Source organism: Lentzea cavernae, assembly GCF_014653695.1.
In the GTDB taxonomy this organism is placed as follows: Bacteria; Actinomycetota; Actinomycetes; order Mycobacteriales; family Pseudonocardiaceae; genus Lentzea; species Lentzea cavernae.
In genome coordinates this window covers 185,274-212,204 of the sequence record NZ_BNAR01000014.1, presented here as the reverse complement: position 1 = coordinate 212,204, position 26,931 = coordinate 185,274, and the positions used below count along the sequence as shown (strand labels likewise).

At 69.3% G+C, this 26,931-nt stretch carries 28 protein-coding genes and 1 pseudogene; 19 read left to right on the top strand and 10 right to left on the bottom strand.

Going from position 1 to position 26,931, the window contains the following annotated elements; genetic code table 11:
- Positions 1 to 241: 241 nt before the first annotated feature.
- The 4 genes from IE307_RS35485 (at position 242) to IE307_RS35470 (ending at position 5,425) form a co-directional block, all read left to right on the top strand.
- Complete coding sequence (locus tag IE307_RS35485; protein ID WP_229905398.1) at positions 242 to 3,598, top strand: nitrate- and nitrite sensing domain-containing protein; 3,357 nt, start codon at positions 242 to 244, stop codon at positions 3,596 to 3,598.
- Positions 3,595 to 4,014 (top strand): roadblock/LC7 domain-containing protein, encoded by a 420-nt coding sequence (locus tag IE307_RS35480; RefSeq protein ID WP_030470879.1) that lies wholly within the window; start codon positions 3,595 to 3,597, stop codon positions 4,012 to 4,014. The genes IE307_RS35485 and IE307_RS35480 overlap by 4 nt, the downstream gene beginning before the upstream one ends.
- Before the next feature lie 216 nt (positions 4,015 to 4,230).
- The gene (locus IE307_RS35475) at positions 4,231 to 4,839 is read left to right on the top strand and encodes a DUF742 domain-containing protein (RefSeq protein WP_229905397.1); all 609 of its coding nucleotides are present in this window, start codon (positions 4,231 to 4,233) and stop codon (positions 4,837 to 4,839) included.
- On the top strand, positions 4,820 to 5,425 hold the full coding sequence (locus tag IE307_RS35470) for a GTP-binding protein (RefSeq protein WP_030470877.1): 606 nt from the start codon (positions 4,820 to 4,822) through the stop codon (positions 5,423 to 5,425). Before IE307_RS35475 ends, IE307_RS35470 begins: the two co-directional genes overlap by 20 nt.
- 93 nt (positions 5,426 to 5,518) lie before the next feature.
- Here the strand turns inward: IE307_RS35470 and IE307_RS35465 are convergent, their stop codons facing one another.
- Together IE307_RS35465 and IE307_RS35460 are read right to left on the bottom strand one after the other, a co-directional pair.
- The gene (locus tag IE307_RS35465) at positions 5,519 to 5,800 is read right to left on the bottom strand and encodes a hypothetical protein (RefSeq protein ID WP_191303771.1); all 282 of its coding nucleotides are present in this window, start codon (positions 5,798 to 5,800) and stop codon (positions 5,519 to 5,521) included.
- 119 nt (positions 5,801 to 5,919) lie between these two features.
- Entirely contained in the window at positions 5,920 to 8,172 is a 2,253-nt protein-coding gene (locus IE307_RS35460) for a helicase-associated domain-containing protein (RefSeq protein ID WP_191303770.1), read from the bottom strand.
- 85 nt (positions 8,173 to 8,257) lie between these two features.
- Here IE307_RS35460 and IE307_RS35455 point away from each other — a divergent pair, with 85 nt between their 5' ends.
- The 4 genes and pseudogenes from IE307_RS35455 to IE307_RS47685 all read left to right on the top strand — a co-directional run bounded on the left by IE307_RS35455 (position 8,258) and on the right by IE307_RS47685 (position 11,347).
- Entirely contained in the window at positions 8,258 to 8,443 is a 186-nt protein-coding gene (locus IE307_RS35455; protein WP_090065798.1) for a hypothetical protein, read from the top strand.
- A 102-nt stretch (positions 8,444 to 8,545) separates the two neighbouring features.
- Complete coding sequence (locus IE307_RS35450) at positions 8,546 to 9,928, top strand: NAD-dependent malic enzyme (protein WP_191303769.1); 1,383 nt, start codon at positions 8,546 to 8,548, stop codon at positions 9,926 to 9,928.
- A 47-nt stretch (positions 9,929 to 9,975) separates the two neighbouring features.
- Positions 9,976 to 10,449 carry a cyclic pyranopterin monophosphate synthase MoaC gene (gene moaC / locus IE307_RS35445; protein WP_191303768.1) on the top strand — a complete coding sequence of 158 codons (474 nt, stop codon included), beginning with the start codon at positions 9,976 to 9,978 and terminating at the stop codon, positions 10,447 to 10,449.
- Positions 10,446 to 11,347 (top strand): annotated as a pseudogene (locus IE307_RS47685) (molybdenum cofactor biosynthesis protein MoaE). Before moaC ends, IE307_RS47685 begins: the two are co-directional and overlap by 4 nt.
- Before the next feature lie 628 nt (positions 11,348 to 11,975).
- Here the strand turns inward: IE307_RS47685 and IE307_RS35430 are convergent.
- The gene (locus IE307_RS35430; RefSeq protein WP_191303766.1) at positions 11,976 to 12,611 is read right to left on the bottom strand and encodes a transglycosylase family protein; all 636 of its coding nucleotides are present in this window, start codon (positions 12,609 to 12,611) and stop codon (positions 11,976 to 11,978) included.
- Positions 12,612 to 13,071: 460 nt separating this feature from the next.
- Between IE307_RS35430 and IE307_RS35425 the strand changes: the two genes are divergently transcribed.
- Positions 13,072 to 15,498, top strand: coding sequence for a tetratricopeptide repeat protein (locus IE307_RS35425; RefSeq protein WP_191303765.1), 2,427 nt, complete (start codon positions 13,072 to 13,074; stop codon positions 15,496 to 15,498).
- Between the two features lie 31 nt (positions 15,499 to 15,529).
- Here IE307_RS35425 and IE307_RS35420 read toward each other — a convergent pair whose 3' ends face one another.
- Together IE307_RS35420 and moaA are read right to left on the bottom strand one after the other, a co-directional pair.
- Positions 15,530 to 15,796, bottom strand: coding sequence for a MoaD/ThiS family protein (locus tag IE307_RS35420; protein ID WP_191303764.1), 267 nt, complete (start codon positions 15,794 to 15,796; stop codon positions 15,530 to 15,532).
- Positions 15,793 to 16,851 carry a GTP 3',8-cyclase MoaA gene (gene moaA / locus IE307_RS35415; protein WP_229905395.1) on the bottom strand — a complete coding sequence of 353 codons (1,059 nt, stop codon included), beginning with the start codon at positions 16,849 to 16,851 and terminating at the stop codon, positions 15,793 to 15,795. Before moaA ends, IE307_RS35420 begins: the two co-directional genes overlap by 4 nt.
- Positions 16,852 to 16,966: 115 nt before the next feature.
- Here moaA and IE307_RS35410 point away from each other — a divergent pair, with 115 nt between their 5' ends.
- From IE307_RS35410 to IE307_RS35385, 6 genes are all read left to right on the top strand, one after another.
- Positions 16,967 to 17,413 (top strand): MarR family winged helix-turn-helix transcriptional regulator, encoded by a 447-nt coding sequence (locus IE307_RS35410; protein WP_191303762.1) that lies wholly within the window; start codon positions 16,967 to 16,969, stop codon positions 17,411 to 17,413.
- A gap of 4 nt (positions 17,414 to 17,417) precedes the next feature.
- Positions 17,418 to 18,209 (top strand): HAD-IIA family hydrolase, encoded by a 792-nt coding sequence (locus IE307_RS35405; protein ID WP_229905394.1) that lies wholly within the window; start codon positions 17,418 to 17,420, stop codon positions 18,207 to 18,209.
- Positions 18,210 to 18,262: 53 nt separating this feature from the next.
- A complete protein-coding gene (locus tag IE307_RS35400; RefSeq protein WP_191303835.1) occupies positions 18,263 to 19,048 on the top strand; it encodes a metallophosphoesterase in 786 nt (261 codons plus the stop codon).
- Between the two features lie 14 nt (positions 19,049 to 19,062).
- On the top strand, positions 19,063 to 20,658 hold the full coding sequence (locus IE307_RS35395) for an AMP-binding protein (protein WP_191303761.1): 1,596 nt from the start codon (positions 19,063 to 19,065) through the stop codon (positions 20,656 to 20,658).
- A 23-nt stretch (positions 20,659 to 20,681) separates the two neighbouring features.
- A complete protein-coding gene (locus IE307_RS35390) occupies positions 20,682 to 20,858 on the top strand; it encodes a GNAT family N-acetyltransferase (RefSeq protein ID WP_191303760.1) in 177 nt (58 codons plus the stop codon).
- Positions 20,859 to 20,934: 76 nt separating this feature from the next.
- A complete protein-coding gene (locus tag IE307_RS35385) occupies positions 20,935 to 21,327 on the top strand; it encodes a VOC family protein (protein ID WP_191303759.1) in 393 nt (130 codons plus the stop codon).
- A 54-nt stretch (positions 21,328 to 21,381) separates the two neighbouring features.
- Here IE307_RS35385 and IE307_RS35380 read toward each other — a convergent pair whose 3' ends face one another.
- Positions 21,382 to 21,756: a YccF domain-containing protein gene (locus IE307_RS35380; RefSeq protein ID WP_191303758.1), complete on the bottom strand. Its 375-nt coding sequence runs from the start codon at positions 21,754 to 21,756 to the stop codon at positions 21,382 to 21,384.
- Positions 21,757 to 21,778: 22 nt separating this feature from the next.
- On the opposite strand from IE307_RS35380, the gene IE307_RS35375 reads away from it, so the two are divergent.
- The gene (locus tag IE307_RS35375; protein ID WP_191303757.1) at positions 21,779 to 22,735 is read left to right on the top strand and encodes a Gfo/Idh/MocA family protein; all 957 of its coding nucleotides are present in this window, start codon (positions 21,779 to 21,781) and stop codon (positions 22,733 to 22,735) included.
- On the opposite strand, the gene IE307_RS35370 is transcribed toward IE307_RS35375, so the two are convergent.
- Together IE307_RS35370 and IE307_RS35365 are read right to left on the bottom strand one after the other, a co-directional pair.
- The gene (locus tag IE307_RS35370; RefSeq protein WP_229905393.1) at positions 22,714 to 23,919 is read right to left on the bottom strand and encodes an Nramp family divalent metal transporter; all 1,206 of its coding nucleotides are present in this window, start codon (positions 23,917 to 23,919) and stop codon (positions 22,714 to 22,716) included. The genes IE307_RS35375 and IE307_RS35370 overlap by 22 nt on opposite strands.
- Before the next feature lie 55 nt (positions 23,920 to 23,974).
- Complete coding sequence (locus IE307_RS35365; RefSeq protein WP_191303756.1) at positions 23,975 to 24,517, bottom strand: TetR/AcrR family transcriptional regulator; 543 nt, start codon at positions 24,515 to 24,517, stop codon at positions 23,975 to 23,977.
- A 52-nt stretch (positions 24,518 to 24,569) separates the two neighbouring features.
- Here IE307_RS35365 and IE307_RS35360 point away from each other — a divergent pair, with 52 nt between their 5' ends.
- Positions 24,570 to 25,187 (top strand): HAD family hydrolase, encoded by a 618-nt coding sequence (locus IE307_RS35360; RefSeq protein WP_191303755.1) that lies wholly within the window; start codon positions 24,570 to 24,572, stop codon positions 25,185 to 25,187.
- On the opposite strand, the gene IE307_RS35355 is transcribed toward IE307_RS35360, so the two are convergent.
- On the bottom strand, positions 25,159 to 25,362 hold the full coding sequence (locus IE307_RS35355) for a hypothetical protein (protein WP_191303754.1): 204 nt from the start codon (positions 25,360 to 25,362) through the stop codon (positions 25,159 to 25,161). The genes IE307_RS35360 and IE307_RS35355 overlap by 29 nt on opposite strands.
- Positions 25,363 to 25,487: 125 nt before the next feature.
- On the opposite strand from IE307_RS35355, the gene IE307_RS35350 reads away from it, so the two are divergent.
- Both IE307_RS35350 and IE307_RS35345 read left to right on the top strand, forming a co-directional pair.
- Entirely contained in the window at positions 25,488 to 25,877 is a 390-nt protein-coding gene (locus IE307_RS35350) for a cold-shock protein (protein WP_191303833.1), read from the top strand.
- 13 nt (positions 25,878 to 25,890) lie between these two features.
- Positions 25,891 to 26,475, top strand: coding sequence for an HD domain-containing protein (locus IE307_RS35345; RefSeq protein ID WP_191303753.1), 585 nt, complete (start codon positions 25,891 to 25,893; stop codon positions 26,473 to 26,475).
- Here IE307_RS35345 and IE307_RS35340 read toward each other — a convergent pair.
- Positions 26,472 to 26,927, bottom strand: a complete 456-nt coding sequence (locus tag IE307_RS35340) for a DUF2771 family protein (protein WP_191303752.1) — start codon at positions 26,925 to 26,927, stop codon at positions 26,472 to 26,474. The genes IE307_RS35345 and IE307_RS35340 overlap by 4 nt on opposite strands.
- Between the last annotated feature and the right edge of the window lie 4 nt (positions 26,928 to 26,931).

Genomic DNA, 26,931 nt, shown 5'->3' with positions numbered 1-26,931 from the left:
GACCTACGTGTCTTCAGACGGGGTAGGGCGCCTCACCGGGCGAACGACCTCTGTGCTGCAATTCGGCCCGTTTGACGAGTCCATGCTCGGTCCTGGGGAGAGACCGGGACACTGCTGCTGGAAGAGGAAGCCCAGAGTGGCCCGACGTGAGAGAGGTCCCAGCCAGTTTGGCGTGGGTGACACCACACGCTCCGAAAGGCCCGAATCGGGTGACGGACTGGCTGCGCTGGGTAACGGACCGATGGACGTGACACCGAACCCGGTGAAGCACGACAACGGTGCCGGAACCGGTTCAGGATCTGCCCGATCCGCGGGGTGGCGCCTGCGCAACTGGCGGTTGCGCACGAAGCTGCTCGCCGTTCTGCTCATCCCGACGGTCTGCGCGCTCGCCCTGGGTGGTCTGCGCGTGCGCACCGACCTCCAGGCCGCGACGGAGTTCAACAACCTCGCGAACCAGATCCGCCTCGAGACCGCTGTCGCGGACCTGGTGCAGCAGCTGCAGCGCGAACGCGACCTGTCGGTCAGCTACGTCGCCTCGAACAAGAAGGTCGACCGGGTCGTCCTGGAGCGCCAGCTGCGCCGCGTGAACGACACCAGCGAGGCGTTCCGCAACAAGATCTCCGAACTCAGCTCCGACCTGAACCCCGCCGCCGTGGAGCGGTTCCAGGTCGCGTTCAACCAGCTCGAACGCCTGAACAGCCTCCGCAACTCGGTGCGCGACACCCAGTACCCCGCCGAGGCCGTCCAGCGCACCTACTCGGAGTCCGTCGAGACGCTCATCAACCTCGGTGAGCAGACGATCTCCGAGATCAACGACCCCGAACTGGTGCGACTGCACCTGACCACGAACGCCATCGCGCGCATCAAGGAGCAGGAGTCGCTCAAGCGGGCGATCCTCCTGGACGTCTTCCAGCGCAAGGCGTTCACGCCGTCCCAGCTGCGGTCCCTGCAGGCAGCGGACGCCGAGCTCGAAGCGGCCCGCAACGACTTCCGCAAGTCCGCGACGCCCGACCAGGCCAAGATCTACGACGACACCGTCACCGGCCTGATCGTCGACAACGCGAACGACATGCAGGAATCGGCGATCAACCAGCAGGCGGGCGCGAAGGACTTCACGCAGGTCACGCCCGAGAAGTGGGACATCGCCGCCACGCTGACGGTCAACCTGACCCGTGACGTCGAGAACCTGCTGGTCGAGCAGCTGCAGACCAAGACCGACGACCTCGCCGGCGACACCCGCACCAGGGCGTACGTCGAGTCCGGCGTCGTGCTCGCGATCCTCGCGCTCGCGCTGCTCATGGCGCTGTTCGTCGCCCGCTCGATCCTCAACCCGCTGCGCACGCTGCGCCGCACCGCCCTCGACGTCGCCGACCACGGTCTCCCGGACGCGGTCGAGCGGATCCTCGCGGACCCGGACCCGGAGAACGCGGCGAAGAACGCCGTCGAGCCGGTGCCGGTGCACACGCGGGAAGAGGTCGGCCAGGTGGCGCGCGCGTTCGACGCGGTGCACGGTGAAGCGGTGCGACTGGCCGCCCAGCAGGCCCTCCTGCGTGACAACGTCAACGCGATGTTCGTCAACCTGTCCCGCAGGTCGCAGGCCCTGGTCGAGCGCCAGCTGAACCTGATCGACCGGCTGGAGCAGGACGAGCAGGACCCGGACCAGCTGGCCTCGCTGTTCGAGCTCGACCACCTCGCGACCCGCATGCGCCGCAACTCGGAGAACCTCCTGGTCCTCTCGGGCACCGACCTCTCGCGTCGCCTGACCCGGCCCGTCCCGGCCGCCGAGGTCCTCGGCGCCGCGGTCTCCGAGGTCGAGCAGTACGCCCGCGTGCAGGTCGGCCAGACCCCGGACCTCACGGTCCAGGGCCGCGCGGTCAACGACCTCGTGCACCTCATCGCCGAGCTGCTGGACAACGCCACGGCGTTCTCCGACCCGGTCACCAAGGTCACCGTTCGCACGGCCAAGACCCGCAAGGGCGAGCTGGCGATCGAGATCCAGGACCGCGGCGTGGGCATGGGCGACCAGGAGATCATCGACGCGAACGACCGCCTGGCGGACCCGCCGGACGTCGACGTCGCCGTCTCCCGCCGGATGGGTCTGTACGTGGTCGCGCGGCTCGCCAAGCGCCACGACATCAAGGTCCGCCTGCGCGGCAACGAGGACATCGAGGGCGGCACGACGGCACTGGTGATCGTGCCGGAGACGCTCATCGCGATCCCCGGCCAGGCACCGGTCTCGACCCCGCCCTCCGGTTCCGGTGGGCTCGCCTCCGCGTTCGGCATGTCGCCGTCCGCGTCGATCCCGGCCATGCCGCCGGTCTCGTCGCCGATGTCGCCCATGTCACCGATGTCGCCGGCCGAGCACACGACGGAGATCGGGACCACCGCGACGAGGGCCAGCGGCATCGCGGGCGCCTTCGGCGGTGCCACCGGTGTCCAGCCGCGGGTCGACGAGTCGAGCCCGAGCATCCCGGTCAACTTCGTGCCGAGCTCGATCACCGACACCGGTGCGGGCGCGACCGCGATCCCCGTCTACAGCGACCCGCCGATCGAGGACGTGACGCCGTCCGAGCGGTGGCGCCGCGACCAGCTCGCGGCGGTGGAGCCGGAGAGCTCGTTCGAGTCGACCCTCTTCACGGCCTACGAGGACCGCAACGAGGAAGCCGGCGAGATCTCCTTCGAGCCGGGCTACGAGACCACGCAGTTCGTGCCGATCCCGCCGATCGAGGACGAGCCCGCCTCGTCCAACGGCGTGTCGCGGGCCTCGGTCGACGAGGGCCGGCTCGACATCGGGATGGGCCACCGCAACGGCACCTCGGACGCCTCGCGCAAGAAGCTCGAGCACGACCTGGACGCCCCGACGGAACGCCTGCCGATCTACGAGGCGGTCCTGTCGCAGTGGTTCCAGGCCGTGGGCAGCGAAACGTCCGCATCGGCCGCTCAGCCGGTCCCTGCGGGCTCAGAGGACGACGCACCGGCCGCCACCAACGGACACGTCGAGTCGAGGCTCGGCGGGACCGGCAAGGGCTCGGTCGAGTACATCGACGAGCCGCCGACCGTCCCGCCGCTCTCGGACGGGCCGGAACCGGAGCTCCCCACCCGATCTCGCAAGCCTGTTCCGGCGGTGGCACCCACCACCACGTCGGCCGCTGGTCTTCCGGTGCGCACGCCGCGCTCGAAGGTCCAGCCGGCGGTCGAGGAAGTACCCGCACCCGCCGAGCAGGAGCGAGTTGTGGAACCCGAGCCCGTTGTGGAGGAGACTCCAGCGGCGGCACCTACTTCCGAATCGGCTTGGCAATCGCCTGCCGATGAGGGATGGCATGCGGCTCAGGCGTTGTTGAACAAGGCGCCGGAGACGAAGACCACGGCAGGATTGCCGAAACGGACACCGAAGGCTCAGCTCGTGCCAGGATCAGCTGCACCCAAGCAGCCGTCCCTGTCCACGACGGCACAGCGCCCGCCGCTGCCGCCCCGCACCGCTGACGCGGTGCGCGGACGGATGTCGAGCCTGCAGAGTGGTGTCAAGCGAGGCCGGCACGCATTGATCGAGGCATACGCTGGTGACCAGTCGAGCCGGCAGAACGAGGAGCAGGAGTGACGACCGCAGCGCAGCCAGGCAGCTTTGGTTGGCTTATCACCGACTTCGTGCGGAGGGTGCCCGGTGTGGCACATTCCGTTGTGGTGTCCGCGGACGGGCTGTTGCTCGCGGGATCCCAGGGCTTGCCCCGGGACCGCGCAGAGCAGCTCTCCGCGGTCGCGTCCGGACTGGTCAGCCTCACCCAGGGTGCTGCCCGCTGCTTCGAAGCAGGCGGGGTCAACCAGACGGTCGTCGAGATGGAGCGGGGCTACCTGTTCCTCATGTCGATCAGTGACGGTTCTTGCCTTGCCGTCCTTGCGGCACCCAACTGCGACATCGGCCTCGTGGCCTACGAGATGACGCTGTTGGTGGAGAGAGTCGGTCAACAACTCACCCCTGAGCTGCGCGCGCAGCTTCAGGGCGTGGTCCGTCGCTAGACCTCATCTGAAGTTCAGGGGTGAGAACCAATGGCTGGTAGATCTGGCGCTAGAGGCCGGGGCTTCGGTAGAAACTTCAACTACCAGGAGTGGGCTTCTGGTGGGTTCCAGTTCGACGAGCCTGACGCGATACCCCAAGAACCAGAGGAAGCTGAGGACGCACCCCTCGATGAGCGGGTTACAGGGCAAGGGCTAGGCGATATGTCTCAGCGTGAGGTGGACGACTCGTCGTCGTATCCGTACGACGACGTGCCGAACCGATTCGACATCGACGGGTACGGCTCCGGGCTGTTCGGTGGCCCGGGAGCCGACCTCTTCGGCCAGCACGAGATGCCGGACGCGGTGCCGGAACAACTGCCGTACACCACCGGCTCGCACCCGGTGTACAGCACTGGCGGGCAACCGGCGTACAACACCGGCGGGCAACCGGAGTACAGCACCGGTGCGCAGCCTCAAGTGCGCCCGGAGGAGAATGCTTCGGCGGACTCGGGTTCACTGGTGCGGCCTTACACGCGTACCGGTGGACGCACACGACCTGATTACGACCTTGCTATCGAGGCGCTGATCTCCACCAGCGAAAAGGGCCTCGAACGGGATGCGGCAGTTCTTCCCGAGCACAGGTCGATCTGCGGGCTGTGTGTGGACACGCGGTCGGTGGCCGAGGTCGCGGCACTCCTACGCTTGCCTCTTGGCGTCGTGCGGGTGCTGATCGGCGACATGGCAAGCATGGGTTTGGTTTTGATTCACCAGGGCGGTCTGGTCGTGGGGGACCGGCCTTCCATGGATTTCCTGGAGAGGGTGCTCAGTGGGCTTCGCAGGCTCTAGTCCCCAGGGCGCCGAGGGCGCACGGAAGCCGACGACGTCTGCCAAGATCGTGGTGGCGGGTGGCTTCGGTGTGGGCAAGACGACGTTCGTCGGCTCGGTGTCCGAGATCGTCCCGTTGACCACCGAGGCGGTGATGACCGAGGCCAGCGCGGGGGTGGACGACCTCTCCGCCACGCCCAACAAGGTCACCACGACCGTCGCGATGGACTTCGGCCGCGTGTCGCTCGACAGCGACCTGATCCTGTACCTCTTCGGTACACCGGGTCAGCACCGGTTCTGGTTCATGTGGGACGACCTCGTACGGGGTGCCATCGGCGCCATCGTGCTGGTCGACACCCGCCGCCTGGCCGACGCGTTCGCCTCGATCGACTTCTTCGACGACCGGCAGCTGCCGTACGTCGTCGGCGTCAACTGCTTCGACGGCCTCCTGCACCACAGGCTGGAGGACGTGCGCGAAGCGCTGACGATCGACGAGTCGGTGCCGATCGTGACGTGCGACGCGCGCAACAGGCAGTCGACGAAGCAGACGCTCATCACGCTGGTGGAGCACGCGATGCGCCAGTGGATGTCCGTCCGCGCGGGCTGAACTCCTTCCGCCGGAGTACAACCGCATCACGGCTGAACGAGGCGAGCGCCACCTTCGGGTCGGCGCTCGCCTCGTCGTCGTGTCCGCCGGCCGCTAGCCGATGTGCAGGCCTACACCGATGCCGATGAAGAGGCCGTCGAGCAGGCCGTGATGGTGGTGGTGCCAGTCGTCGTCCCAGTCGTGCCAGTGGTGTCCGACGCCGAGGCCGAGACCGATGTCCCGTTCGTCGGTGGCGCCGGACTGGACGACTTCGGCTTGCGCGCGGTCGGTGTCCTGGACCGTGTCGGCCGACGCCGTGCCGGACGAGAACGGCAGGGCGAAAGCCAGGGCTGTGAAGACGGCGGCTACCTGGAGCGCCGGCCTTGAGCTGACCATTGTGGGAGTCCTCCTCGGTCGATGCGGACGTCTTCGGGGACGTCCACACCAACCGACGCTAGGTCGCGACACGGCCACGCAAGGGTGATCGGCTGCCCCGGAAGGGGGATGACCGACTGTCAGTCCTCGTCCACCAAAGCGGCGGAGGTGACGCGGTGGAGGGGGAACCTGAGCACCTCTCCGTAACTGTGGTCGTATCCCTCGAGCACGCCACCGCCGACCACGTGCGGCTCGATCACGCGCTGTGCCGCCGTGCCGTGGGAGTCGACGAACCCGACGAGCACCCTGCGGCGCGCCCGTGCGGCCTGCTGGAGCAGCGACAGGGTGGCCGACGGACCGGCGCCCAGGTTGCCGGGGACGGCGACGCGTTCACCCCTTGGTGTCGCGGCGGCGCGATCTCCCGCCCTGACCAGCCGGACGAATTCACCCAGCCGTTCGTCGGCGGGCACTGCGGGTGACACCGGCTTGCGGGCGGTGCGCTGCCTCGGGGTGGTCCGGCGGCCGCCCGGTCGCAGGTCGAGGACCTGGCCGTCCGGGCCCTCCGCGGCCGGGGCGAACCCCGCCGAGCGCAGCCCGTCCAGCACGTCCGCCAGCGGCAACGGGCTGACGACGACGGTCGGGGCGATCCGGCGCAGCTCCAGCCGCGCGGCCTCGGGGTGTGCGAGGACCTCGCTGATCAGCACCGGGTCGTCGCAGCGCAGGAACGAGCCCGCGGCCCCGCCGCGCAGCCTGCCGTGGCGGCGCGCGGCGTCGTCGATCAGGTAGGACAGCGACTGCGGCACGGGCGTGCGCGAGCGGATCTTGAAGAGTTCCTGCAGCTCGTCGGCGGTGCGCCCGGCGTCGAGGGCGCGGCGGACGGTGGCCTCGCTGATCCGGTAGACCGTGGCGCTGCCGGCCGACTCGACGTTCGCGACCAGCGCCATCTCGTCCGCGAGGTCCGGTTCGAGACGGCCGGGGGCGACGACGGTGAGGTCGGCCTGCACCAGCACGTGGTCGAGCGGCGCGGGCAGGGCGTCGCCGAGCGTCTTGGCGGCGTGACCGGGCCCCTCGTCGAGCAGCACGCGGCCCGCGGTGGTGATCGCGCCGAGGGCCAGCACGCCGACCGCCGTGCCCTCCTCGACGGTCCAGCGCACCAGTTCGTCGCGCTGCCGCCCGCCCCGGCGCGGTGCGCGCCAGCCGAGCAGGGCGGCCAGGTCGGCGGGGTTGGAGATCGCGGTGCCCTTGGGGAACGCGGCCAGGGTGTCGAGGACCCACCGGCGGTCGCGCGGGGCCTGGGCGCGGCGGATCTCGTCCGCGAGCGGGGTGAAGAGCTTGTCCTTCTCGTCGCGGCGGCCGATCAGTGCGGGCAGCCGCGGCAGCTCCAGCCAGGCGTGCGCGACCGTGGCCCAGCGGACCTCGGCGGTCGCGGCGAGCCAGACGTCGGCCTTGGTCGTCGGCACCCACTCCGGTTCGGTGGCCTCGGTGTTCGCGACCAGGTCGGCGCCGACCACGAGCTCGATCAGCAGGGCGGCGCGCTGCTCGTCGACGCCCAGGTCCTTGGCGACCTTGCGCAGGTCGCGGACGCCCAGGCCGCCCGTCCGCAGCACCGGCGGCGGTTCGGCGGACCAGCTCGTGATCAGGTTCTCGACGTGCCGGACGAGCTCCAGCGCCTCACCGCCGCCGGTGGCGTCGATGCCGTTCTGGGGCAGGACGGCGGTCTTGGGCTTCGGCTCGGTGACCTGGATCGGGCCGAGCGGGCGTTCGCCGCGCAGTGCGAGGCCGATCTCGCGGGGCAACTCGACCGTGCCGGGGTCGCGCCGCAGCAGCAGACCGCGGGCGAGCAGGCGCTGGACCGGGGTCTCGGCCTTCTCGAGCGGCACGACCCTGGAGGCGTCCTTGGTGTCGCCGATGGGAGGGCCGGCGGCGAGCTTCTGCAGGACCCGCTGCTCGCCCTCGGTGATGCCCCCGAGGTCGTAGGTCTGCCCCGTCCTGCGGCCCAGTCCGCCGGGGTGGGCGCCGAACGCCTCCCTGGTGACGGGCGGGACCGACAGCGCGTCGTCGTCGCCCCACGCCAGTGCGAAGGACCTGAGCCTCGCGACCGCCTGCTTGAGCGGCCGTGGCTTCACGTCCGGCCCGAGGACCTGCGTGAGTGTGGCCAACGCCACGGGCTCGGAGTCGCCGCCCTGCACCACCAGCGCTTCGAGCACGGCGAGCGTGAACGTGTCGAGGTCCTCGCAGGCGCGCGCGATCGACGCCCTGGTGCCGACCCGTGTCGCGAGAACGGACATATCAGCAGGTGGGGGCGTCGCCAGGTCAGGACGCGCGCGCAGCAGCGCGACGAGAGCAGCGTCGTCCTGGGCGCGCAGCCAGTCGGCGAGAGTGGTGCCGGACATTCTCACCACGGTATATGGGCCGCTGGAGATCTCGTCGTCCTCTGTCACACTTGTCGCGTCATCTGGCACCACCGAGGAGGAGAACGTGGCGAAAGGACGCCCTGGACGGGTCGACCCGCACTGGCCGGAGGGCGCGGACGGCAGCCATCCCGTCACGGAACTGACCAGTGACCTGCAGGGTGCGCTCTCGCCGTTCGGCACGGTGACGTTCCCGCTGCCGTCGGAGGACCTCCCGTACAAGCACCCGGTGACCGAGATCAACAAGTCCTGAGTGGATTGTCAGGCCGGTCTTAAGACTCGCCGAGTCGGGTGAGTACCGCAAAGGGCCCGGGGATAGGCTCGTTTCCCGCTTGTACTTCGTGGGAGGACGACGATGCCGGTCCCCGGCCCTGGTTACTCGATCACCGTTCGTCTGGAGGCGCCGCCGTCAGCGAGCGCCGCGGGTGACCTCACCTCGGCCGTCGGCCGCGCCGGTGGCGTGATCACGGCGTTCGACGTCGTGGAGTCGCACAACGACCGCGTCGTCATCGACCTCACGTGCAACGCGCTCTCCGCGAACCACGCCAAGGACATCACCGACACGCTGGAGACGTTGCCCGGCATCGTCGTCCGCAAGGTGTCGGACCGCACGTTCCTCGTGCACCTCGGCGGCAAGATCGAGATCGCGTCGAAGGTGCCGCTGCGCAACCGCGACGACCTGTCCCGCGCGTACACGCCCGGTGTGGCCCGTGTGTGCGAGGCCATCGCCAAGAACCCGGACGACGCGCGCCGCCTGACCATCAAGCGCAACACCGTCGCCGTCGTCACCGACGGTTCGGCCGTGCTCGGTCTGGGCAACCTCGGCCCCGCCGCCGCCCTGCCCGTGATGGAGGGCAAGGCCGCGCTGTTCAAGAAGTTCGCCGGCGTCGACGCCTGGCCGGTCTGCCTGGACACCCAGGACACCGAGGAGATCATCCGCGCGGTCGAGCTCATCGCTCCCGTGTACGGCGGCATCAACCTCGAGGACATCTCCGCGCCGCGCTGCTTCGAGATCGAGGCCCGCCTGCGCGAGAAGCTCGACATCCCCGTGTTCCACGACGACCAGCACGGCACGGCGATCGTCGTCGTCGCCGCCCTGCGCAACGCTTTGCGCGTCGTGAAGAAGGACATCAAGGACTGCCGCATCACGGTCTGCGGAGTCGGCGCGGCCGGGTCCGCGATCATCCGCCTGCTGCAGGCCCAGGAGCCCGGCGACATCATCGCCGTGGACGTCGACGGAATCGTGCACCGCGATCGTCCCGGCCTGGACTCGAACCTGAAGTCGATCGCCGCGTCCACGAACAAGGACAACCAGGCCGGTCGCCTGCACGACGCCCTGGTCGGCTCGGACGTGTTCATCGGCGTCTCGGCCCCGAACCTCTTCGGCGCGGAGCAGGTCGCGACGATGGCCAAGGACGCCATCGTGTTCGCGCTGGCCAACCCGGACCCGGAGATCGACCCGATGGAGGCCCAGCAGCACGCCGCCGTCGTCGCGACGGGCCGTTCGGACTTCCCGAACCAGATCAACAACGTGCTGGCGTTCCCCGGCGTCTTCCGCGGCCTGCTGGACGCGCACGCCCGCACCATCACCGACGCGATGCTCCTGGCCGCCGCGCAGGCCATCGCCGACGTGGTGGACGGGGACCGGTTGAACGCGTCGTTCATCGTGCCGTCGGTCTTCGACAACACCGTCGCCCCGGCCGTGGCCGAAGCAGTCCGCAAGGCCGCCACTTCCTAGGGATTTCGGCACGGGCTCTCCGGCGGGGCCGGGCATACGATCGCCGTATGACCAAGCAGTTCACCCACCTGGACTCCCACGGTGCGGCCCGGATGGTCGACGTCTCCGGCAAGGAGCAGACCACCCGGACCGCCGTGGCCACCGGGATCCTGCACACGACCGCGGAAGTGGTCGAGTTGCTGGGCGCCGACGGCCTGCCCAAGGGCGACGCCCTGGCCACGGCCAGGATCGCGGGCATCATGGCCGCGAAGCGCACCTGGGAACTCGTGCCCCTGTGCCACCCGATCGCACTGTCGTCGGTGGTGGTGGACCTGGCGCTGGCCGCGGACTCCGTCCTGATCACCGCCACCGTCCGCACCACCGACCGCACGGGCGTCGAGATGGAAGCCCTCACAGCGGTCTCCGTCGCCGGCCTCACCCTGCACGACATGGTGAAGTCCGTCGACCCGGCCGCGTCGCTGGACGCGGTGCGCGTGGAGCGCAAGGAAGGCGGCAAGTCCGGCCTGTGGGAACGCCCGTGACCGGCTTCAAGGCCGTCGTGGTCACCGCTTCCAACCGCGCCGCCGCCGGTGTCTACGAGGACCGCAGTGGTCCGATCATCGTCTCGTGGCTGGCCGAACGGGGCTTCTCGGTCTCGTCGCCGGTCGTGGTGCCGGACGGGGAGCCTGTGCGCGAGGCCCTGGTCGCCGCCGTTTCCTCCGGTGCGGATCTCGTGTTGACCACCGGTGGTACCGGGATCAACCCGACCGACGGGACCCCTGAGGCGACCCGTGCCGTGGTGGACTACGAGGTGCCCGGGCTGGCCGACGTCATCCGGATGTCCGGGTGGCCGCGGGTTCCCGGCTCGGTGTTGTCCCGTGGTGTGGCCGGGGTGGCGGGGAGGACGTTGATCGTGAACCTGCCGGGGTCGACCGGTGGGGTGCGGGACGGGCTCGAGGTGTTGTCGTCCGTTGTGGAGCATGCGCTCGACCAACTGCGTGGAGGTGACCATCGATGAGCGTGGTGCTGCGGGCCGTCGTTACTTCGGAGCCGTTGTCGGTGGAGGAGCACGCTGAGCTGGTTTCGTCTGACCGGGCCGGTGCGGTGGTCACCTTTTCCGGGGTGGTGCGGGATCACGACGGTGGGCGGTCGGTGCTCGAGTTGGAGTACCACTCGCATCCGTCTGCTTCCGATGTGGTGGCTGAGGTTGTGGCTTCTCTTGCTGAGAAGTACTCCGGGGTGCACGGGATCGCTGTTTCGCACCGGGTTGGGCCGTTGAAGATCGGGGATGTGGCGTTGGCCTGTGCGGTCGCCGCTGAGCATCGGGGGGAAGCGTTTTCCCTTTGTGCTGACCTGGTGGATGAGGTCAAGGCTCGGTTGCCGGTGTGGAAGCGGCAGGTTTTTGCCGGGGGCGACGACGAGTGGGTCAACTGCCCCTGATGGGTCGAGTTGCGTTGACCTGTTCCGGTTCCAGCGGGGTTGGTCGCGTTCCTGGGGCCGGGTCGCCTTGCGAGGGTGCTTGCGCAGGTCGTGACGAATCACAGGCTGGCGATTGGGGCTTGACCTTGAGCCTCTGGCGGGGCGCTGAGACGGCCGGAAAAGCCGGGCTGAAAAGCGCCCGGCCGTGCCCGATGAGGGGTAGCACCCCGCCCCTCAAGGTCAAGCCCCAATCGCAGGACCGGGGTGCACCGCTACCCAGAGCTTTACGTTCGGACGGCTCGCTGCGCATCGCGACGCCAGGTTTCGTCCGAGGTTGCCTTTGCGTTGTCGGCTGACCGGTTGGCACCGCGCGGGTGCGGCTGCGATGGCTGGTGCCGGTTCCAGCGGAGGGGTCGCCTGCCGTGGGAGAGGTCGGCTTGGGTGGGTGGTCGCCTGCCGTGCTGGCATCCATCGGCCCGGCCCGGCCCGGCCCGGCCCGGCCCGTCCTCTTGCCCGACGCCGCCGCCCCTACCCCGGAAATGCAGGCAGGGACCTCACCGTCGGGGGGTAACGGTGAGATCCCTGGTCCTGGTCAGCCCACGTGTACAAGGGCTGGCGATCATGCGGCCTGTCCGGCCTGAGCGTCAGCTCAGATCTGGATCTTGTGGCCCGGGAAGATGAGGTCCGGGTTCGTGAGGAAGTCCTTGTTCTTCGCCACGATGGCCTGGTAGCCGCCTTCGACCTTGTTGGCGTCCGCGATCTTCGACAGGGTGTCGCCCGCCTTGATCTCGTAGTTGCCGTTCGGGTTCGACTTCGACGCTGCCGCGACGGGGGCCTGCTGCACGGGGGCGGCGGCCTGGCGCTGCTGCGGCTGGGCCTTGCGCTGCTGCTGGGGGGCCGGAGCGGCCTTCGGGGCCACGCCCGTGTAGTTGCCGATCCGCTTGCTGCAGGACGGCCAGGCGTTGGGGCCCTGGCCCGCGAGCACTCGCTCAGCGACGGCGATCTGTTGCTCGCGGGACGCGTTGGCGGGGTTGCCCACGCCGCCGTAGCCGTTCCACGTCTGCTGAGTGAACTGCAGACCGCCGTAGAACCCGTTGCCGGTGTTGGCGGCCCAGTTGCCACTGGCCTCGCACTGCGCGAGTGCGTCCCAGTCCATTCCCTGGGCGTTGGCGGTGCCAACGGCCAGGCCCAGCGGGGCGCCGGCGATGATGCCGACAGCCGCGACCTTGGCGATAGTGCGAGCGGCGGAACTCTGCTTGCCCTGCTTGCCACGGTTGAAAGCCATGTGCCTCTCGGTCCACCACACCTGCTGCCAGGAACTCGGGTTCGGGGCCCGGTGCGTTCCTGCGTCCCAGTCCGGCGGTTTCTCTCGCTCGGGGTTGTTCCGGAGTACCCGTCGGACTGGGTTCGGTGCTGGGTGCTCCGGTGGTGCTCTTGGCTGGTTCGGGCCAGCCGAGGAGCGACCGTACGTAACCGCCGAGGCCGAAAACAAATGTTTCGAGCTGTGATGCGCATCGCAGTAACGGTTTGGTTTGTTGTCCAGAAGCTACAAAAGCGCAGCTCATAGGCTTCGTTATCGGTCCGTTTCCAATCCGAGATCGACCGAGATCTATCACGGAAAGTGAGGCGTGGCTCACGCGTGTTAAGCCATCGGAGGGCCTCGGTCCACGCCTGAGCGGCGCCCCGGAACGTGCGCCGGCGGACCGCGAACCGGGGCGGAGCGGACGCTGTTCGATGATGTCGGCATGAGCAGGGAGTCCCGCCTGGAGGCGTTGCACCGCGCGTTGCTCGAGAAGGCCGGTCAGCCGGTGCTGTTCGGGGATCTCGTCCTCGCGGTGTGGGGTGAGGAGCCGCCGTCGGGGCCGCTGCCGGCGTTGCGCAGCCTCGTGCGCAGGCTGCGGCAGTCCGTCGACGACGAGATCGTCACCGACGCCTCCGGCTACCGGCTCGTCGTGCGACCGCCTGGCCCGCAGCAGCTCCCCGCGGACCTGCCGGACTTCGTCGGGCGCGAGGAAGAACTCGCCGCGCTCTCCGCCTCGAACGCTCCGGTGCTCGCGATCACCGGTCCGCCCGGCATCGGCAAGACGGCGCTCGCGATCAGGCTCGCGCACCGGGTCCGCGACCGCTTCCCGGACGGCCAGTTGCACGTCAACCTGCGCGGATTCGCCTCGGGACCGGCCGTCACCGTGGAACAGGCGCTCGGCCGCTTCCTGCGCGCGCTCGGCGTGCCGCCCACGAAGATCCCGCTCGACCTCGGCGAGCAGATCGAGCTCTACCGTTCCAAGCTGCGTGGTCGCCGCGTCCTCGTGGTGCTCGACAACGCCACCGGACTCAGCCCGCTCGTACCGGACGTCGACGGCTGCACAGCCATCGTGACCAGCCGCAACGAGCTCGCGAACCAGGTCGGGCTGGGCGTGCTGACCGAGGACGAGGCAGGCACGCTCCTCGACCGGTGGCAGATCGACGGTTCGCCGCAGGACCGCGCCGAGCTGATCAAGCTCTGCGCGCACCTGCCGCTCGCGCTCAGGATCGCGGGCGCGCAAGTCGTCGACCGGCACCTGTCCGACTACCTCGCCGACCTGCGCGGCGAGGGCAGGCTCGACGCGCTGGAGATCGAGGGCGACGCGGCGGTGCGGGCGACCTTCGACCTGTCCTACCGGGCCCTTCCAGAGCGCGCACAGCACCTGTTCCGGTTGCTCGGCCAGGTTCCCGGCGCGGACTTCGGCGTCGAGGCGGCCACGGCACTGCTGGGCGAAGACGCCGCGGAGCCTCTAGGGAACCTCGTCCACGCCAACCTCGTGCAGCGCGCGCAGGACCGGCACGGCCTCCACGACCTCCTGCGCCTCTACGCGCTCGGCCTCGGCGCACCCGAGCCGAGACGGCTGTACGAGTACTACCTGGCCAACGTGGACGCGGCAGGCCGGCGGCTCAACCCCGAGGTGTTCCGGATGGAGCTGCCGCGACTGCCGGACGACCTTCCCCGGCACGACATGAGCGACGAGCCGGACGCACTCGCCTGGCTGGACACCGAGCGGGCCAACGTCGTCGCGGCCGTGCTCGCGGCGACCGGCCGGCCGATCGCCTGGCAGCTGGCCGACGCGATGCGCTCCTACTTCCTGCACCACGCCGGGAACGCGGTCGAGTGGCTCACCACCGCCCAGGCGGGGTTGCGGACAGCGCAGCACCTCGGTGACGTCAGCGCGGAGGCGAGCATGCACGGATCGATCGGCCTCGCGCACTGGCGATCCGGCCGGTTCACCGAAGCGCTGCCCGAGTACGCACGAGCGGTCGCACTGGCCCGGCGGCAGAACGACCTGAACTCCCTGCAGTCGTACGTCGGCAACTTCGGCATCGTCCACTGGGAGCTGGGCAACCTCGCCGAGGCCGCCGAGGCCATGCGGGAGGCGCTGTCCATCACCGGCAACCCCAACACGTTGCACAACCTGAGCGCGGTTCTCGACGAACTGGGTCCGCTCGACCTCGCGCTGTCCTACGGCGAGCAGGCGCTGGAGATCTCACGCGCGCAGGGCATGACCGCGGGCGTGTTCTTCTGCTTGCGGAACCTTGCCAACACGCACCACTTCATCGGTGACCTCGACCGGATGGAGCGCAGCCTGGAGGAGGCGATGGCGCTCGCCACCGCGGAGCTCGAGCACCTCAACGCGAGCACCCTCGGAAACCGGGCGCTCCTGCGGATCGACCAAGGGCGTCTCGCCGAGGCGGAGAGCGACGCCAGGCAGGCGATCGAACTCGCCCTTGCCAGGGAGGAGGAGATGAACCAGGCGGACGGCCACATGATCCTCGGCATCGTGCTCGAACGACAGGGACGACTCGCGGAGGCCGTCGCCGTGCACGAGAGGGCGTTGGCGATCTGCCGCAACGCGGGATTCGCCAGGGGTGAGGTGCCGTCGCTCGTCGGGCTGGCGGCGGATCACCGCGCGATGGGAGATCTGGCCACCGCGCTCCGATACGCCACGGAGGCCGACGAACGGGCCGAGCGCGCACAGCTGCGCGTCAGGCGGGTCGACGCGCTGGTCGAGCTGATGGAGATCCATGCGGCCGCCGGTGACGTGGCCGAGGCCGAGCGGTATCGGCTGGAGGCGTTGGACCTCGCCCGTGTGACCGGGCGCAAGGCGTGGGAGCGGCGGCTGAGCGAGGGCCCGGCACGGTGATCACATCAGGATCGAAGCGGCGGAAGCCGGCTCAGCCGCCCGCGAACGGCGGCAGCACGTCCAGCTGAGAGCCCGCGGGTACGCGCGTAGACGTGTCGCGCACCGCGACCCCGTCCAGCAGGAAGCTCGACGCCGCGAGGACCTTGCCGAGCTTCGAGCCGTGCCGTTCGCCGATGGCCGAGACCACCAGGGCGACGGTGGGCTCGGAGGAGTCGAGCAGCAGGTACTCGTCGGCCACCCCGGCCGCGGCCCGCGCACCCGCGAAGTAACGGATGTTCACGGCGGTGCTCACTGTCATCCTCCGATGGCGCTCATGGGGCGGTCGGGCTGGGAGAAGCCCGCGTCGTTGATGCCGTGACCGGCCGCCTTGGTCCACATGTTCGCGCGCCAGGCGTCGGCGATCGCGGTGTCGGGGGAGCCGTCGCGCAGCAGTGCGCGCAGGTCGGTCTCGCCGTTGCTGAACAGGCAGTTGCGGATCTGGCCGTCCGAGGTGAGCCGGGTGCGGTCGCAGGCGGCGCAGAACGGCCTGGTCACCGACGCGATCACGCCGACGACCGCCGGGCCGCCGTCGACCAGCCAGCGCTCGGCCGGAGCGCCACCGCGCGGAACCTCCGACGGGGTCAGCGTGAAGGCGGACGAGAGCTTCGTGAGGATCTCGTCGGCCGTGATCATGTCCGTGCGCGTCCAGCCGTGCTGCGCGTCCAGCGGCATCTGTTCGATGAACCGCAGCTGGTAGCCTTTCTCGACGCAGAACCGCAGCAGCGGGACGGCCTCGTCCTCGTTCATGCCGCGCATCAGCACCGAGTTGACCTTCACCGGCTCGAGCCCGGCCTCGCGGGCGGCGTCGAGGCCGTCGAGCACGTCCGTGATGCGGTCGCGCCTGGTCAGCGTCGCGAACTTCTCCGGGTCGAGGGTGTCGAGCGAGATGTTGATCCGGTTCAGGCCGGCGTCCTTCAACGACCGCGCGCGCCGGGCGAGCCCGATGCCGTTCGAGGTCATGGACATGCGCGGGCGCGGCTCGAGCTCGGCCGTCGCGGCGATGACCTGCTCCAGGCCCCGGCGCAGCAGCGGCTCGCCGCCGGTGAACCTGATGTCCGTGACGCCCAGGTCGACCACGGCGATGCGCATGAGCCTGATCAGCTCGGCGTCGGTGAGCAGCTCGTCCTTCTGCAGCCAGTCGAGGCCCTCGGCGGGCATGCAGTACGTGCAGCGCAGGTTGCAGCGGTCGGTCAGCGAGACCCGCAGGTCCTTCGCCACCCGTCCGAACCTGTCGACGAGCAGGGGCGAGTCCGGACGTGCGGAGGCGTCCGGAGTGCCGCGCACGATCGGGATGCCCAACTCCACAGCTGTCACCTTGTTCAGCTTAATGAACAACTCGTTGTAGATGCCTCCATAGACGAGCTTTCTCACGTTCCGCCCGTTTGGAGCACCATCACAAGGAATTGTCTTACTGGCTAAGATGTTCCACATGGAACCAGAAGCGCTGGAGCGGTTCACCTGGTACATGCGGGAGCAGAGCGCCCTCACCGTCATGTTCCACGCGCGGGTGGCCGAGCAGATGGGCCTGTCCGCGACCGACGAGAAGTGCCTCGATCTCGCCATGCGGGCGGACGGGCCGCTCACCGCGGGCCGGATCGCCGAACTCTCCGGCCTCTCCACCGGTGCCGTCACGGGCGTGATCGACCGCCTCGAGCGTGCCGGATATGTCCGTCGTGTCCGCGACCCGCACGACCGCCGCAAGGTCCTGGTCGAGGTCACGGTGGGGGACGTCGACAAGTTCGGCGCGCCGTTCGAGAAGGCCCGCGACAGCCTCGTCGAGGTGCTCGGGCACTTCGACGGCGCCGAACTCCAGGTGATCGAGCGTTATCTCCAGCTCCAGATCGAGACGTTTCGCAAGCGCGTGATCGATACTTAGACCCATGTGGCACTACTTGATGGACATGGACGGCGTCCTCGTGCACGAGGAGCACCTGATCCCGGGAGCGGACGAGTTCGTCGCGGAGCTGCGTGCGTCCGAGACGCCGTTCCTCGTGCTCACGAACAACTCCATCTACACGCCACGGGACCTGCGGGCACGCCTGCATCGCACCGGCCTGGACATCCCGGAGAAGTCCATCTGGACGTCCGCGCTGGCCACGGCCAAGTTCCTCGACTCGCAGCGCCCGAACGGCTCGGCGTTCGTCATCGGCGAGGCCGGCCTCACCACCGCGCTGCACGAGATCGGCTACGTGCTGACCGACCGCGACCCGGACTACGTGGTGCTCGGCGAGACCCGCACCTACAGCTTCACCGCTATCACCAAGGCCATCCGCCTGGTCGAGGAGGGCGCGAAGTTCATCGCGACCAACCCGGACGCCACCGGCCCGTCGCGCGAGGGCTCGCTGCCCGCGACCGGCGCCGTCGCTGCGCTGATCGAGCGCGCCACCGGACGTGAGCCCTATTACGTCGGCAAGCCGAACCCGTTGATGATGCGCTCGGCCCTGCGCACCCTCGGCTCGCACTCCGAGCAGGCGCTGATGATCGGCGACCGCATGGACACCGACGTGCGCTCGGGCCTGGAAGCGGGACTGTCGACCATCCTCGTGCTGTCCGGGGTCTTCAGCGCCGAGAGCGCGGAGATGTTCCCGTACCGCCCGACGCGCGTGCTGAAGTCGATCGCGGAGCTCGTCGGTCACTCAGCGGACCCGTTCGGCGACTGGACTGACCACTGACGCGGGAGGGTTCATCACCTATCGTCGCGGAGGTGGACACGGATCGACGCCCGATGTACGTCGTGGGTGACGTGCACGGGCACCTCTCGGAACTGATCAGAGCCCTGCACGTCGCCGAACTGTGCGACGAGGAAGGGCACTGGACCGGCGGCGAGAGCGAACTGTGGTTCCTCGGCGACTTCGTCGACCGCGGGCCCGACGGCGTGGGCGTGATCGACCTGGTCATGCGCCTCGGCGAGGAGGCGGCGGAGGCGGGCGGCACGGTCAGCTCGCTGATCGGCAACCACGAGGTGCTGCTGCTCGGCATGTACCGGTTCGGCGACGACCAGGTGCCCGACAGCCTCGGCCCGCGGTCGTTCGCGCGCAGCTGGCTGCTCAACGGCGGCCTGCGCAGCGACCAGGACAGGCTGACCGACGAGCACGTCGAGTGGCTCACGTCGCGGCCGGTGCTGAAGCTGCGCGACGACCACCTGCTGATGCACTCCGACACCGTGGCCTACCTCGAATGGGGGGCCTCGATCGAAGAGGTCAACGAGTCCGTCCGGCAGGTGCTCAAGGGCGACGACCTCGTCGACTGGTGGGAGTGCTGGCGCAAGATGACGACGCGCTACGCGTTCCGCGGTCCGCAGGGCCCGGAAATCGCGGACGAGCTGCTCGCGACCCTCGGCGGCAGCCGGATCGTGCACGGCCACAGCGTCATCGCCGACCAGCTCGGGGTGCCGCCGGACCAGATCGACGGGCCTCTCGTCTACGCCGACGACAAGGTGCTGGCGATCGACGCGGGCCTCTACAGCGGCGGTCCGTGCCTGGTCGTGCCCTTGCCATACGCGCAAGCCTGACTACCGTCTGGGGGATGACCTCCAGCTACTCCTCGGGAACGTCCGCCGCCCCGCTACTGGGCGACACGATCCACGCGAACCTCGCGGCGACCGTCGCGAGGTTCGGCGACCGCGAGGCGCTCGTCGACAAGGCAGCGGACCGGCGGTGGACGTACGCGGAGCTCGCGCAGGAGGTCGACCGCGCCGCCGCCGGGCTGCACTCGCTCGGCGTGCGCAAGGGCGACCGGGTCGGGATCTGGGCGCCGAACTGCGCGGAGTGGGTGTTCGTGCAGTACGCGACGGCCCGGATCGGCGCGATCCTGGTCAACGTCAACCCGGCGTACCGGGTGCACGAGCTGGAGTACGTGCTGAACCAGGCGGGCATCCACACGCTGGTGTCCGCGCGGTCGTTCAAGACCTCGGACTACGCGGGGATGATCGACGAGGTCCGGCCGCGCTGCCCCGAACTGCGGAACGTCGTGTTCGTCGACGATCCACAGTGGACCGGAGACGAGCTCCCGGACGTGGAGCTCGACCGCGACGACCCGATCAACATCCAGTACACGTCCGGCACCACGGGCTTCCCCAAGGGCGCGACGCTCTCGCACCACAACATCCTCAACAACGGCTACTTCGTCGGCGAGCTGGTCAACTACACCGAGAACGACCGCATCTGCGTGGTGCCGCCGTTCTACCACTGCTTCGGCATGGTCATGGGCAACCTCGCCGCCACCAGCCACGGCGCGTGCGTCGTGATCCCGGCCCCGGCGTTCGATCCGGCGAAAACCCTTGCGGCCGTTCAGGAAGAACGCTGCACCTCGCTCTACGGCGTGCCGACGATGTTCATCGCGATGCTCGACCTGATCGACGGCTACGACCTGTCGTCGTTGCGCACCGGCATCATGGCGGGCTCGCCGTGTCCGGTCGAGGTCATGAAGCAGGTCGTCGAACGCATGGGCATGAGCGAGGTCTCCATCTGCTACGGCATGACCGAAACCTCCCCCGTGTCAACGCAAACGCGCGTGGACGACTCCCTCGACCGTCGCGTCGGGACGGTCGGCCGCGTCGGCCCGCACCTCGAGGTGAAGATCGTCGACCCGGAGACCGGCCGCACGGTGCCGCGCGGCGAGCCGGGGGAGCTGTGCACGCGCGGCTACTCCGTGATGCTCGGCTACTGGAACGAGCCGGAGAAGACCGCCGAAGCCGTCGACAGCGCCGGCTGGATGCACACCGGCGACCTCGCGGTGATGGACGCCGACGACTACGTCAACATCACCGGCCGCATCAAGGACATGGTGATCCGCGGCGGCGAGAACATCTACCCGCGCGAGATCGAGGAGTTCCTCTACACCCACCCGGACGTGCTCGACGCCCAGGTCGTCGGCGTGCCCGACGCCAAGTACGGCGAGGAGCTGGTGGCGTGGGTGCGCCTGCGCGACGGCTCGACGGAGCTGACCGCCGAGGCCGTGCGCGAGTTCTGCACGGGCAAGCTCGCGCACTACAAGATCCCGCGGTACGTGCACGTGGTGGACGAGTTCCCGATGACGGTCACCGGCAAGATCCGCAAGGTGGAGATGCGGGCGAAGTCCGTGGAGCTGCTGAATTTGGACGACAGCACGAAGCACGCCTAGGTGCTGTCCTGCAAGTTCGTTCGGTGACAGGCGCGGGCGAGCGACTCGGAGACGGCGCCGCGCTGGTGGCCACCGCGGTCGAGCACGCGCGTGTCGCAGGCTGCGAGTGGCTGCACGTCGACTTCGACGACCACCTGACCGGCTTCTACTTCGAGTCCTGCGGTTCCACCCCGACGAAGGCCGATCTCATCTCCCTCTGACGCAGGGCCGAAGGACCTATTGCGGGCGCGCTACTGCGGGCGGAGCATCAGTGCACTCCGCCGAAAGGAGGCGCGCATGCTCACCGCCACCAGGACCACGACGATGCTCCCCGTCGAAGACCCCGAGCGCGCTGGCCGCTTCTACGCCGACGTGCTCGGCCTCAAGCCCCTCACCACGACCGCCGACGGCACGCGGATCTTCGCCCTCGGCCAGGGCGACTCGCTGGGGCTGAGGCCTGCGGAGAAGGGTGCGCAGTCCGGTCACACGGCCATCAGCTTCGAGGTGCCGGACATCGAGGGCGAGATCAGGGAGCTCGAGGACAGGGGCGTGCGCTTCGAGGACTACGACCTGCCCGACTTCAAGACCACGAACCACGTCGCGGACATGGGCGGGGAACGCGCGGCGTGGTTCCTCGACACCGAGGGCAACGTCCTGTGCCTGCACGAGCTGTCGGACGGCGAAGCCTGAAGGCTCGTGCCACCCCGGTCTCCCGCGCCTCGCCCGGCGGGACGCGGGAGACCCTCACGGAACCTCGACGATCTCCTTGCCCAGCGGCACCAGCGAGACCTTCACGAGCTTGAAGTTCGCGACGCCCAGCGGGATGCCGATGATCGTGACGCAGAGCGCGATGCCGGTGATGACGTGGCCGATCGCGAGCCACACACCGGCCACGACGATCCAGATGACGTTGCCCAGCAGCGAACCGGTGCCCGCGCCCGGCTTGTCCACGACATCGCGGCCGAACGGCCAGAGCGCGTAGTTCGCGATGCGGAACGACGCGATGCCCCACGGGATCGTGATGATCAGGATGCAGCAGATGACGCCGGCGACCGCGTAGCCGACGGCCATCCAGAAACCGGCGAGCACCAGCCAGATCACGTTCAGGATGAGGCGCATGCCTCCAATCTAAGCTGATCGCATGAAGTGGGGTGTGATCGCAACAGGCGGAATCGCGCAGGCCGTGACCGCTGACATGCTGAAAGTCGAGGGCGTCACAGTTCTCGCGGTGTCCTCCCGCGACGTCACGAAGGCGCAAGCGTTTGCCGACCGGTTCGGCATCGAGCGCGCGTACGGCGACTACCGCGACCTGCTCGCCGACCCCGACGTCGACGTGGTCTACGTCGCCACGCCGCACGGGCAGCACCACGAGGTCACGCTCGCGGCGCTCGACGCCGGCAAGCACGTGCTGTGCGAGAAGGCCTTCGCGCTCACGGTCGCGGACGCCGAGGAGATGGTCGAACGGGCGCGGTCGAAGAACCTCTTCCTCATGGAGGCCATGTGGACGCGGTTCAACCCGTTGATCCGCAAGGTGCACGAGGCCGTGGCCGCCGGTGAGATCGGCGAGGTGCGGATGATCCGCGCGGACTTCGGTTTCGCGCACACCTTCAGCCACGAGGACCGCCTGTGGGCCAAGGAGGCCGGCGGCGGGGCGACGCTCGACCTCGGTGTCTACCCGGTCGCGTTCACGCACCAGATGCTCGGCGTCCCGGCGCACGTCCACGCGCACGGCAGCCTCGCACCGACCGAAGTGGACGCTGACGCGGGCATCTTCCTGGCCTACGACAACGGTGCCCACGCGTTGCTGAGCTGCTCGCTCGTCGCGAACACCGGGTGCAGGGCGGAGATCGTCGGTACCAAGGGCCGCATCGACATCGCCGACCCGATGTTCAACGCCACGAAGGCCACCATCAACGGCGTCGAGCACACCATCGAGGACGAGGGTTACACCCACCAGATCCGCGCGGTCGAGGAGTACGTCACCGCCGGGGTCACTCAAAGCCCGTTGATCACCTGGGACAACACCCTGGAAGTCTTGCGCACGCTGGAGGAAGTGCTGCGCCAGCTCGGCGTCTCCTACCCGGAAACCGTCAGGTAGATCAGCGCCACGTTCAGCACGACGACCGCGAACGCCACCAGCCAGGCGGCGAACGTGACGGAGCGCCGGTTCGCGTACGTACCCATCACGGACCGGCGCGCGGTCAGCCAGACCAGCGGCACCAGCGCGAACGGGATGCCGAACGACAGCACGACCTGCGACAGCACCAGCGCGAACGTCGGGTCGACCCCGAACGCCAGGATCGCCAGCGCGGGCACCAGCGTGATCAAACGCCTGGCGAGCAACGGGATCCGCACCCGCAGCAGGCCGTCCATCACCACCGCGCCGGCGTAACAACCGACGGCGGTGGACGCGAAACCCGACGCCAGCAGGCCGAGTGCGAACAGCAGCGCGATCCCGCCGCCCAGCGTGGAGCCGACGGCCGCGTGCGCGCCCTCCAGGGTGTCCACGCCTTCCTTGCCCTGCAAGGCGGAAGCCGCGAGCAGCAGCATCGCCATGTTGACCGCGCCCGCGAGCACCATCGCGACCACGACGTCGACCTTCGTCGCGCCGAGCACCGACGGGTTCTTCCCGTGCCGGTCCCGCGCCAGCGCGGAGTGCAGGTAGACCGCGTGCGGCATCACGGTCGCCCCGAGCATGCCCGCCGCGAGCAGCACGCTGTCCGCGCCGTCGAAGCGGGGCACCAGACCGGAGGCGGCGCCGGAAACCGACGGTGGCGCGACGAAGAGCCCTGCCATGAACCCGACCGCGATCACGACCAGCATGGTGGTGATCACGCGCTCGAACGGCTTCTGCCCGCGCTTGTCCTGCACCAGCAACAGGATCGTCGACACCACGCCGGTGATCACGCCGCCGAGCAGCAGCGGCAGGTCGAAGAGCAGGTGCAGCGCGATCGCCCCGCCGAGCACCTCGGCCAGGTCTGTCGCCATCGCGACGACCTCGGCCTGCCCCCAGTAGGCGAGCCGCAGCGGCCGCGGCAGGTGCTCGCGCACCGCCTCCGGCAACGACCTGCCGGTCACCAGGCCGAGCTTCGCCGACAGGTACTGCACGAGTCCCGCCATGACGTTCGCGACGACGAGCACCCAGACCAGCAGGTACCCGTACGTCGCGCCCGCCGCGGTGTTGGTGGCCACGTTGCCGGGGTCGACGTACGCGATCGCGGCGACGAACGCCGGACCGAGCAACGCCGCACCCGCGCGCAGACGCGCCGACACAGCGACCACCAGGACACCTCCCCTTGTTGCAGGATTATTGCAACAAGGGGCTCCAGGGCCTAACTCATGCGTTCATCGTCACTCTCGCGACCCGCACGACGGCGTCCATCGCGCCGTCCAGGTCCCCGCTCGGCATCAGCAGGTGGCTCAGGGCGAGACGCACGGTCGTCTCCGCCGTGAGCCGCACGTGCCTGCCGGGGAAGTGCCGGCTCAGGTGCTGCTCGACGACCTCGGTCGCGTGGAAGAGGATCGGATGGCCGCGGATCGTGATGAACGGCAACAGGTCCTCGGCGTTCTGCCCGGTCAGCACGGCCGAGACCAGCCGGTCCTTCTCGGTCTGCTCGAAGGTGAAGCGGAACGCCGACCGCATCGCCTCCCACGGGTCGGGGTCGTCCTGCAGCCGGGTCGCGATCCCGGTCAGGTACTCCTCCGTCTTGTGGACCGCGACGGCCTGGACGAGCCCCTCCTTGTTGCCGAACTCGTTGTAGACGGTCTGTCTGCTCACCCCGGCGCGACTGGCGACCTCGATCATGCGCAGCCCGTGGAAGCCCCGGGCCGCCAACAGGTCGGCGGCCGCGTCCAATAAGAGCTCGGTGATGTCGCTCACCACTTCACCTTTACACAGTTATGGCTTTTGTAAAGACGTAGAGTCGTGTTCTGTGCCGTTCACCGTGGGCTTCGACCTGGACATGACCCTCATCGACCCGCGACCGGGCATGGCCGCCGTCCTGAACGAGGTGGGCGCCCGCACCGGGCACGACCTCGACGGCGAGCACTTCGCGGCGAACCTCGGCCCGCCCCTCGACATGATCTACCGCGACATGGGCGTGCCCGAGGAGGAGATCCCGGAGCTGGTCTCGCTCTTCCGCGCGCTGTACCCGGACGTCGTGATCCCGGCGACGGTCGCGCTGCCGGGAGCCGCCGCCGCGCTGCAGGCCGTGCGCGAGCTGGGCGGCCAGACCATGATCGTGACCGGCAAGTACCGCAAGAACGCCGCGCTGCACCTGGACGCGCTGGGCTGGGAGGTCGACCACCTCTACGGCGAGCTGTGGTCGACGGGCAAGGCCGAGTCGCTCAAGCTGCACGGCGCCGCCGTCTACGTGGGCGACCACGTCGGTGACATGCGCGGGGCCGAGGCGGCGGGAGCGCTGGGCGTCGGCGTCGTCACCGGGCCGTGCTCCCGCGCCGAGCTGACCGAGGCGGGCGCGGCCGTCGTCCTGGAGGACCTGCGGGAGTTCCCGCAGTGGCTCAGGACCTCTTCTGCCGCGACTTCCTGACCACCGCGATGATCCCGAGCCCGAGGCCTGCGGCCGGCAGGTAGGTGGCCGCGACGTTCAGCCACACGGGCAGGTCGCCGTGGCCCAGCGCGAAGAGCACGAAGACCGCGATGATCGCCAGTACGCCCACGGCGAACAGGCCGATGGCCAGCGGCATCAACTTCGGAGCGGTCATGTGACCAGCGTAGTCGCGCTAACGGAGGTGCCTTCGCCAAGGTCTTCTGGCTACTCTGGTGGGACGCGTCCTGGGTACGCCCTGGGCGCGTTCGTCGTGCAAGAGCTGAGGGAATGGTGAGCGCGGTGCCGACCGGCAAGGTCAAGTGGTACGACACGGAGAAGGGCTTCGGCTTCGTCACGCAGGACGGTGGCGAGGACGTCTACGTCCGCAAAGCGGCGTTGCCTCCCGGCGTCGACGGCCTCAAGGCCGGCCAGCGCATCGAGTTCGGCATGGCGGAAGGCCGCCGCGGCCCGCAGGCGCTGTCCGTGCGCCTGGTCGACCCGGCTCCCTCCGTCGCGGAGGCGCGCCGCCGTCCCGCCGAGGAGCTGCACGGCCTGATCGAGGAAGTGATCCGGCTCCTCGAGAACAAGGTCCAGCCCGACCTGCGCCGCGGCCGCTACCCGTCCGACAAGAAGACGATGAAGCTCGTCGCCGAGGCCGTCCGCGTGGTGGCGCGGGACCTCGATCCGTAAAAGGATCGGCGTCATGTCTGACGCGGATCGGATCGTCGAGTTCGTCTACGAGGTCGGCCAGCTCAAGCGCCTGCCCAGAGCGGGGTGGCTCTTCGCCGGGGTGCAGAACCCCGAATCGGTGGCCGCCCACTCGTTCCGGGTGGGCGTGCTGGCGTTCGCGCTCGCCATGCAGGAGGGCGCGAACCCGGACAGGGCGGCGACCCTGGGCCTGTTCCACGACGTGCCGGAGGCGCGCATCGGCGACATCCCGTACGTCGGCAAGCTCTACCTCGACGTGAAGGTGCCGCCGGAGGCCGTGGCGCGCGACCAGGTCCGGCACCTGCCCGCGCCGCTGGCCGCGCACATCGAGGCACTGGTGGCCGAGCACGAGGCCGCCAAGGACATCGACCACACGCCCGAGGCGCGCTGCTCGCGTGACGCGGACAAGCTCGAGTTGTTGTTGCAGGCCAGGGAGTACCAGGCCGCGGGGGTCTCGAAGATGGAACGCTTCATCCAGACCATGCAGGCCTCGGTGGTCACCGACACCGGCAAGGCGTTGATGGACTCCGCGCTCCGCATCGCACCGAGCGAGTGGTGGGAAGCTTTCGGGCGACGCTAGTTCGTGACCTCGACGGCCCAGTAGCCGCGCAGCAGCGGCTGGCCGGTGTCGAGGACGGCCGCGGCGGCCTCGTGGATCTCGATGCCCATCAGCTGGTCGGTCTTGTCGGGCAGGGCGAGGGTGTAGGTGAAGTTCTCGCCCTTGCCCAGCAGGCCGGTGCCCGTGGTCTTCTCCTCGCCCTTCGCGTCCCGGTAGAGGAACACGGCCTCCCACAGGCCGTCGGCGAGCTGGCCGTCCACCGAGATCTGCACGACCTTGCCCGCCGGGACCTTGAGCTTCGCGGGCTGGGTCTGCTCCGCGCAGTTGTTGCCCTCGACGTCGCAGTAGACCGCCGGCTCGACCCTGATGGTCTTGCCGTTCGCGTGGAACGTGACCTCCGGGTAGTGGCGGGGGAGCGAGCACCCCGTCAGCACGAGAACGCTGGCGGCCAGGACGGAAGCAAGTCGACGCACGTCA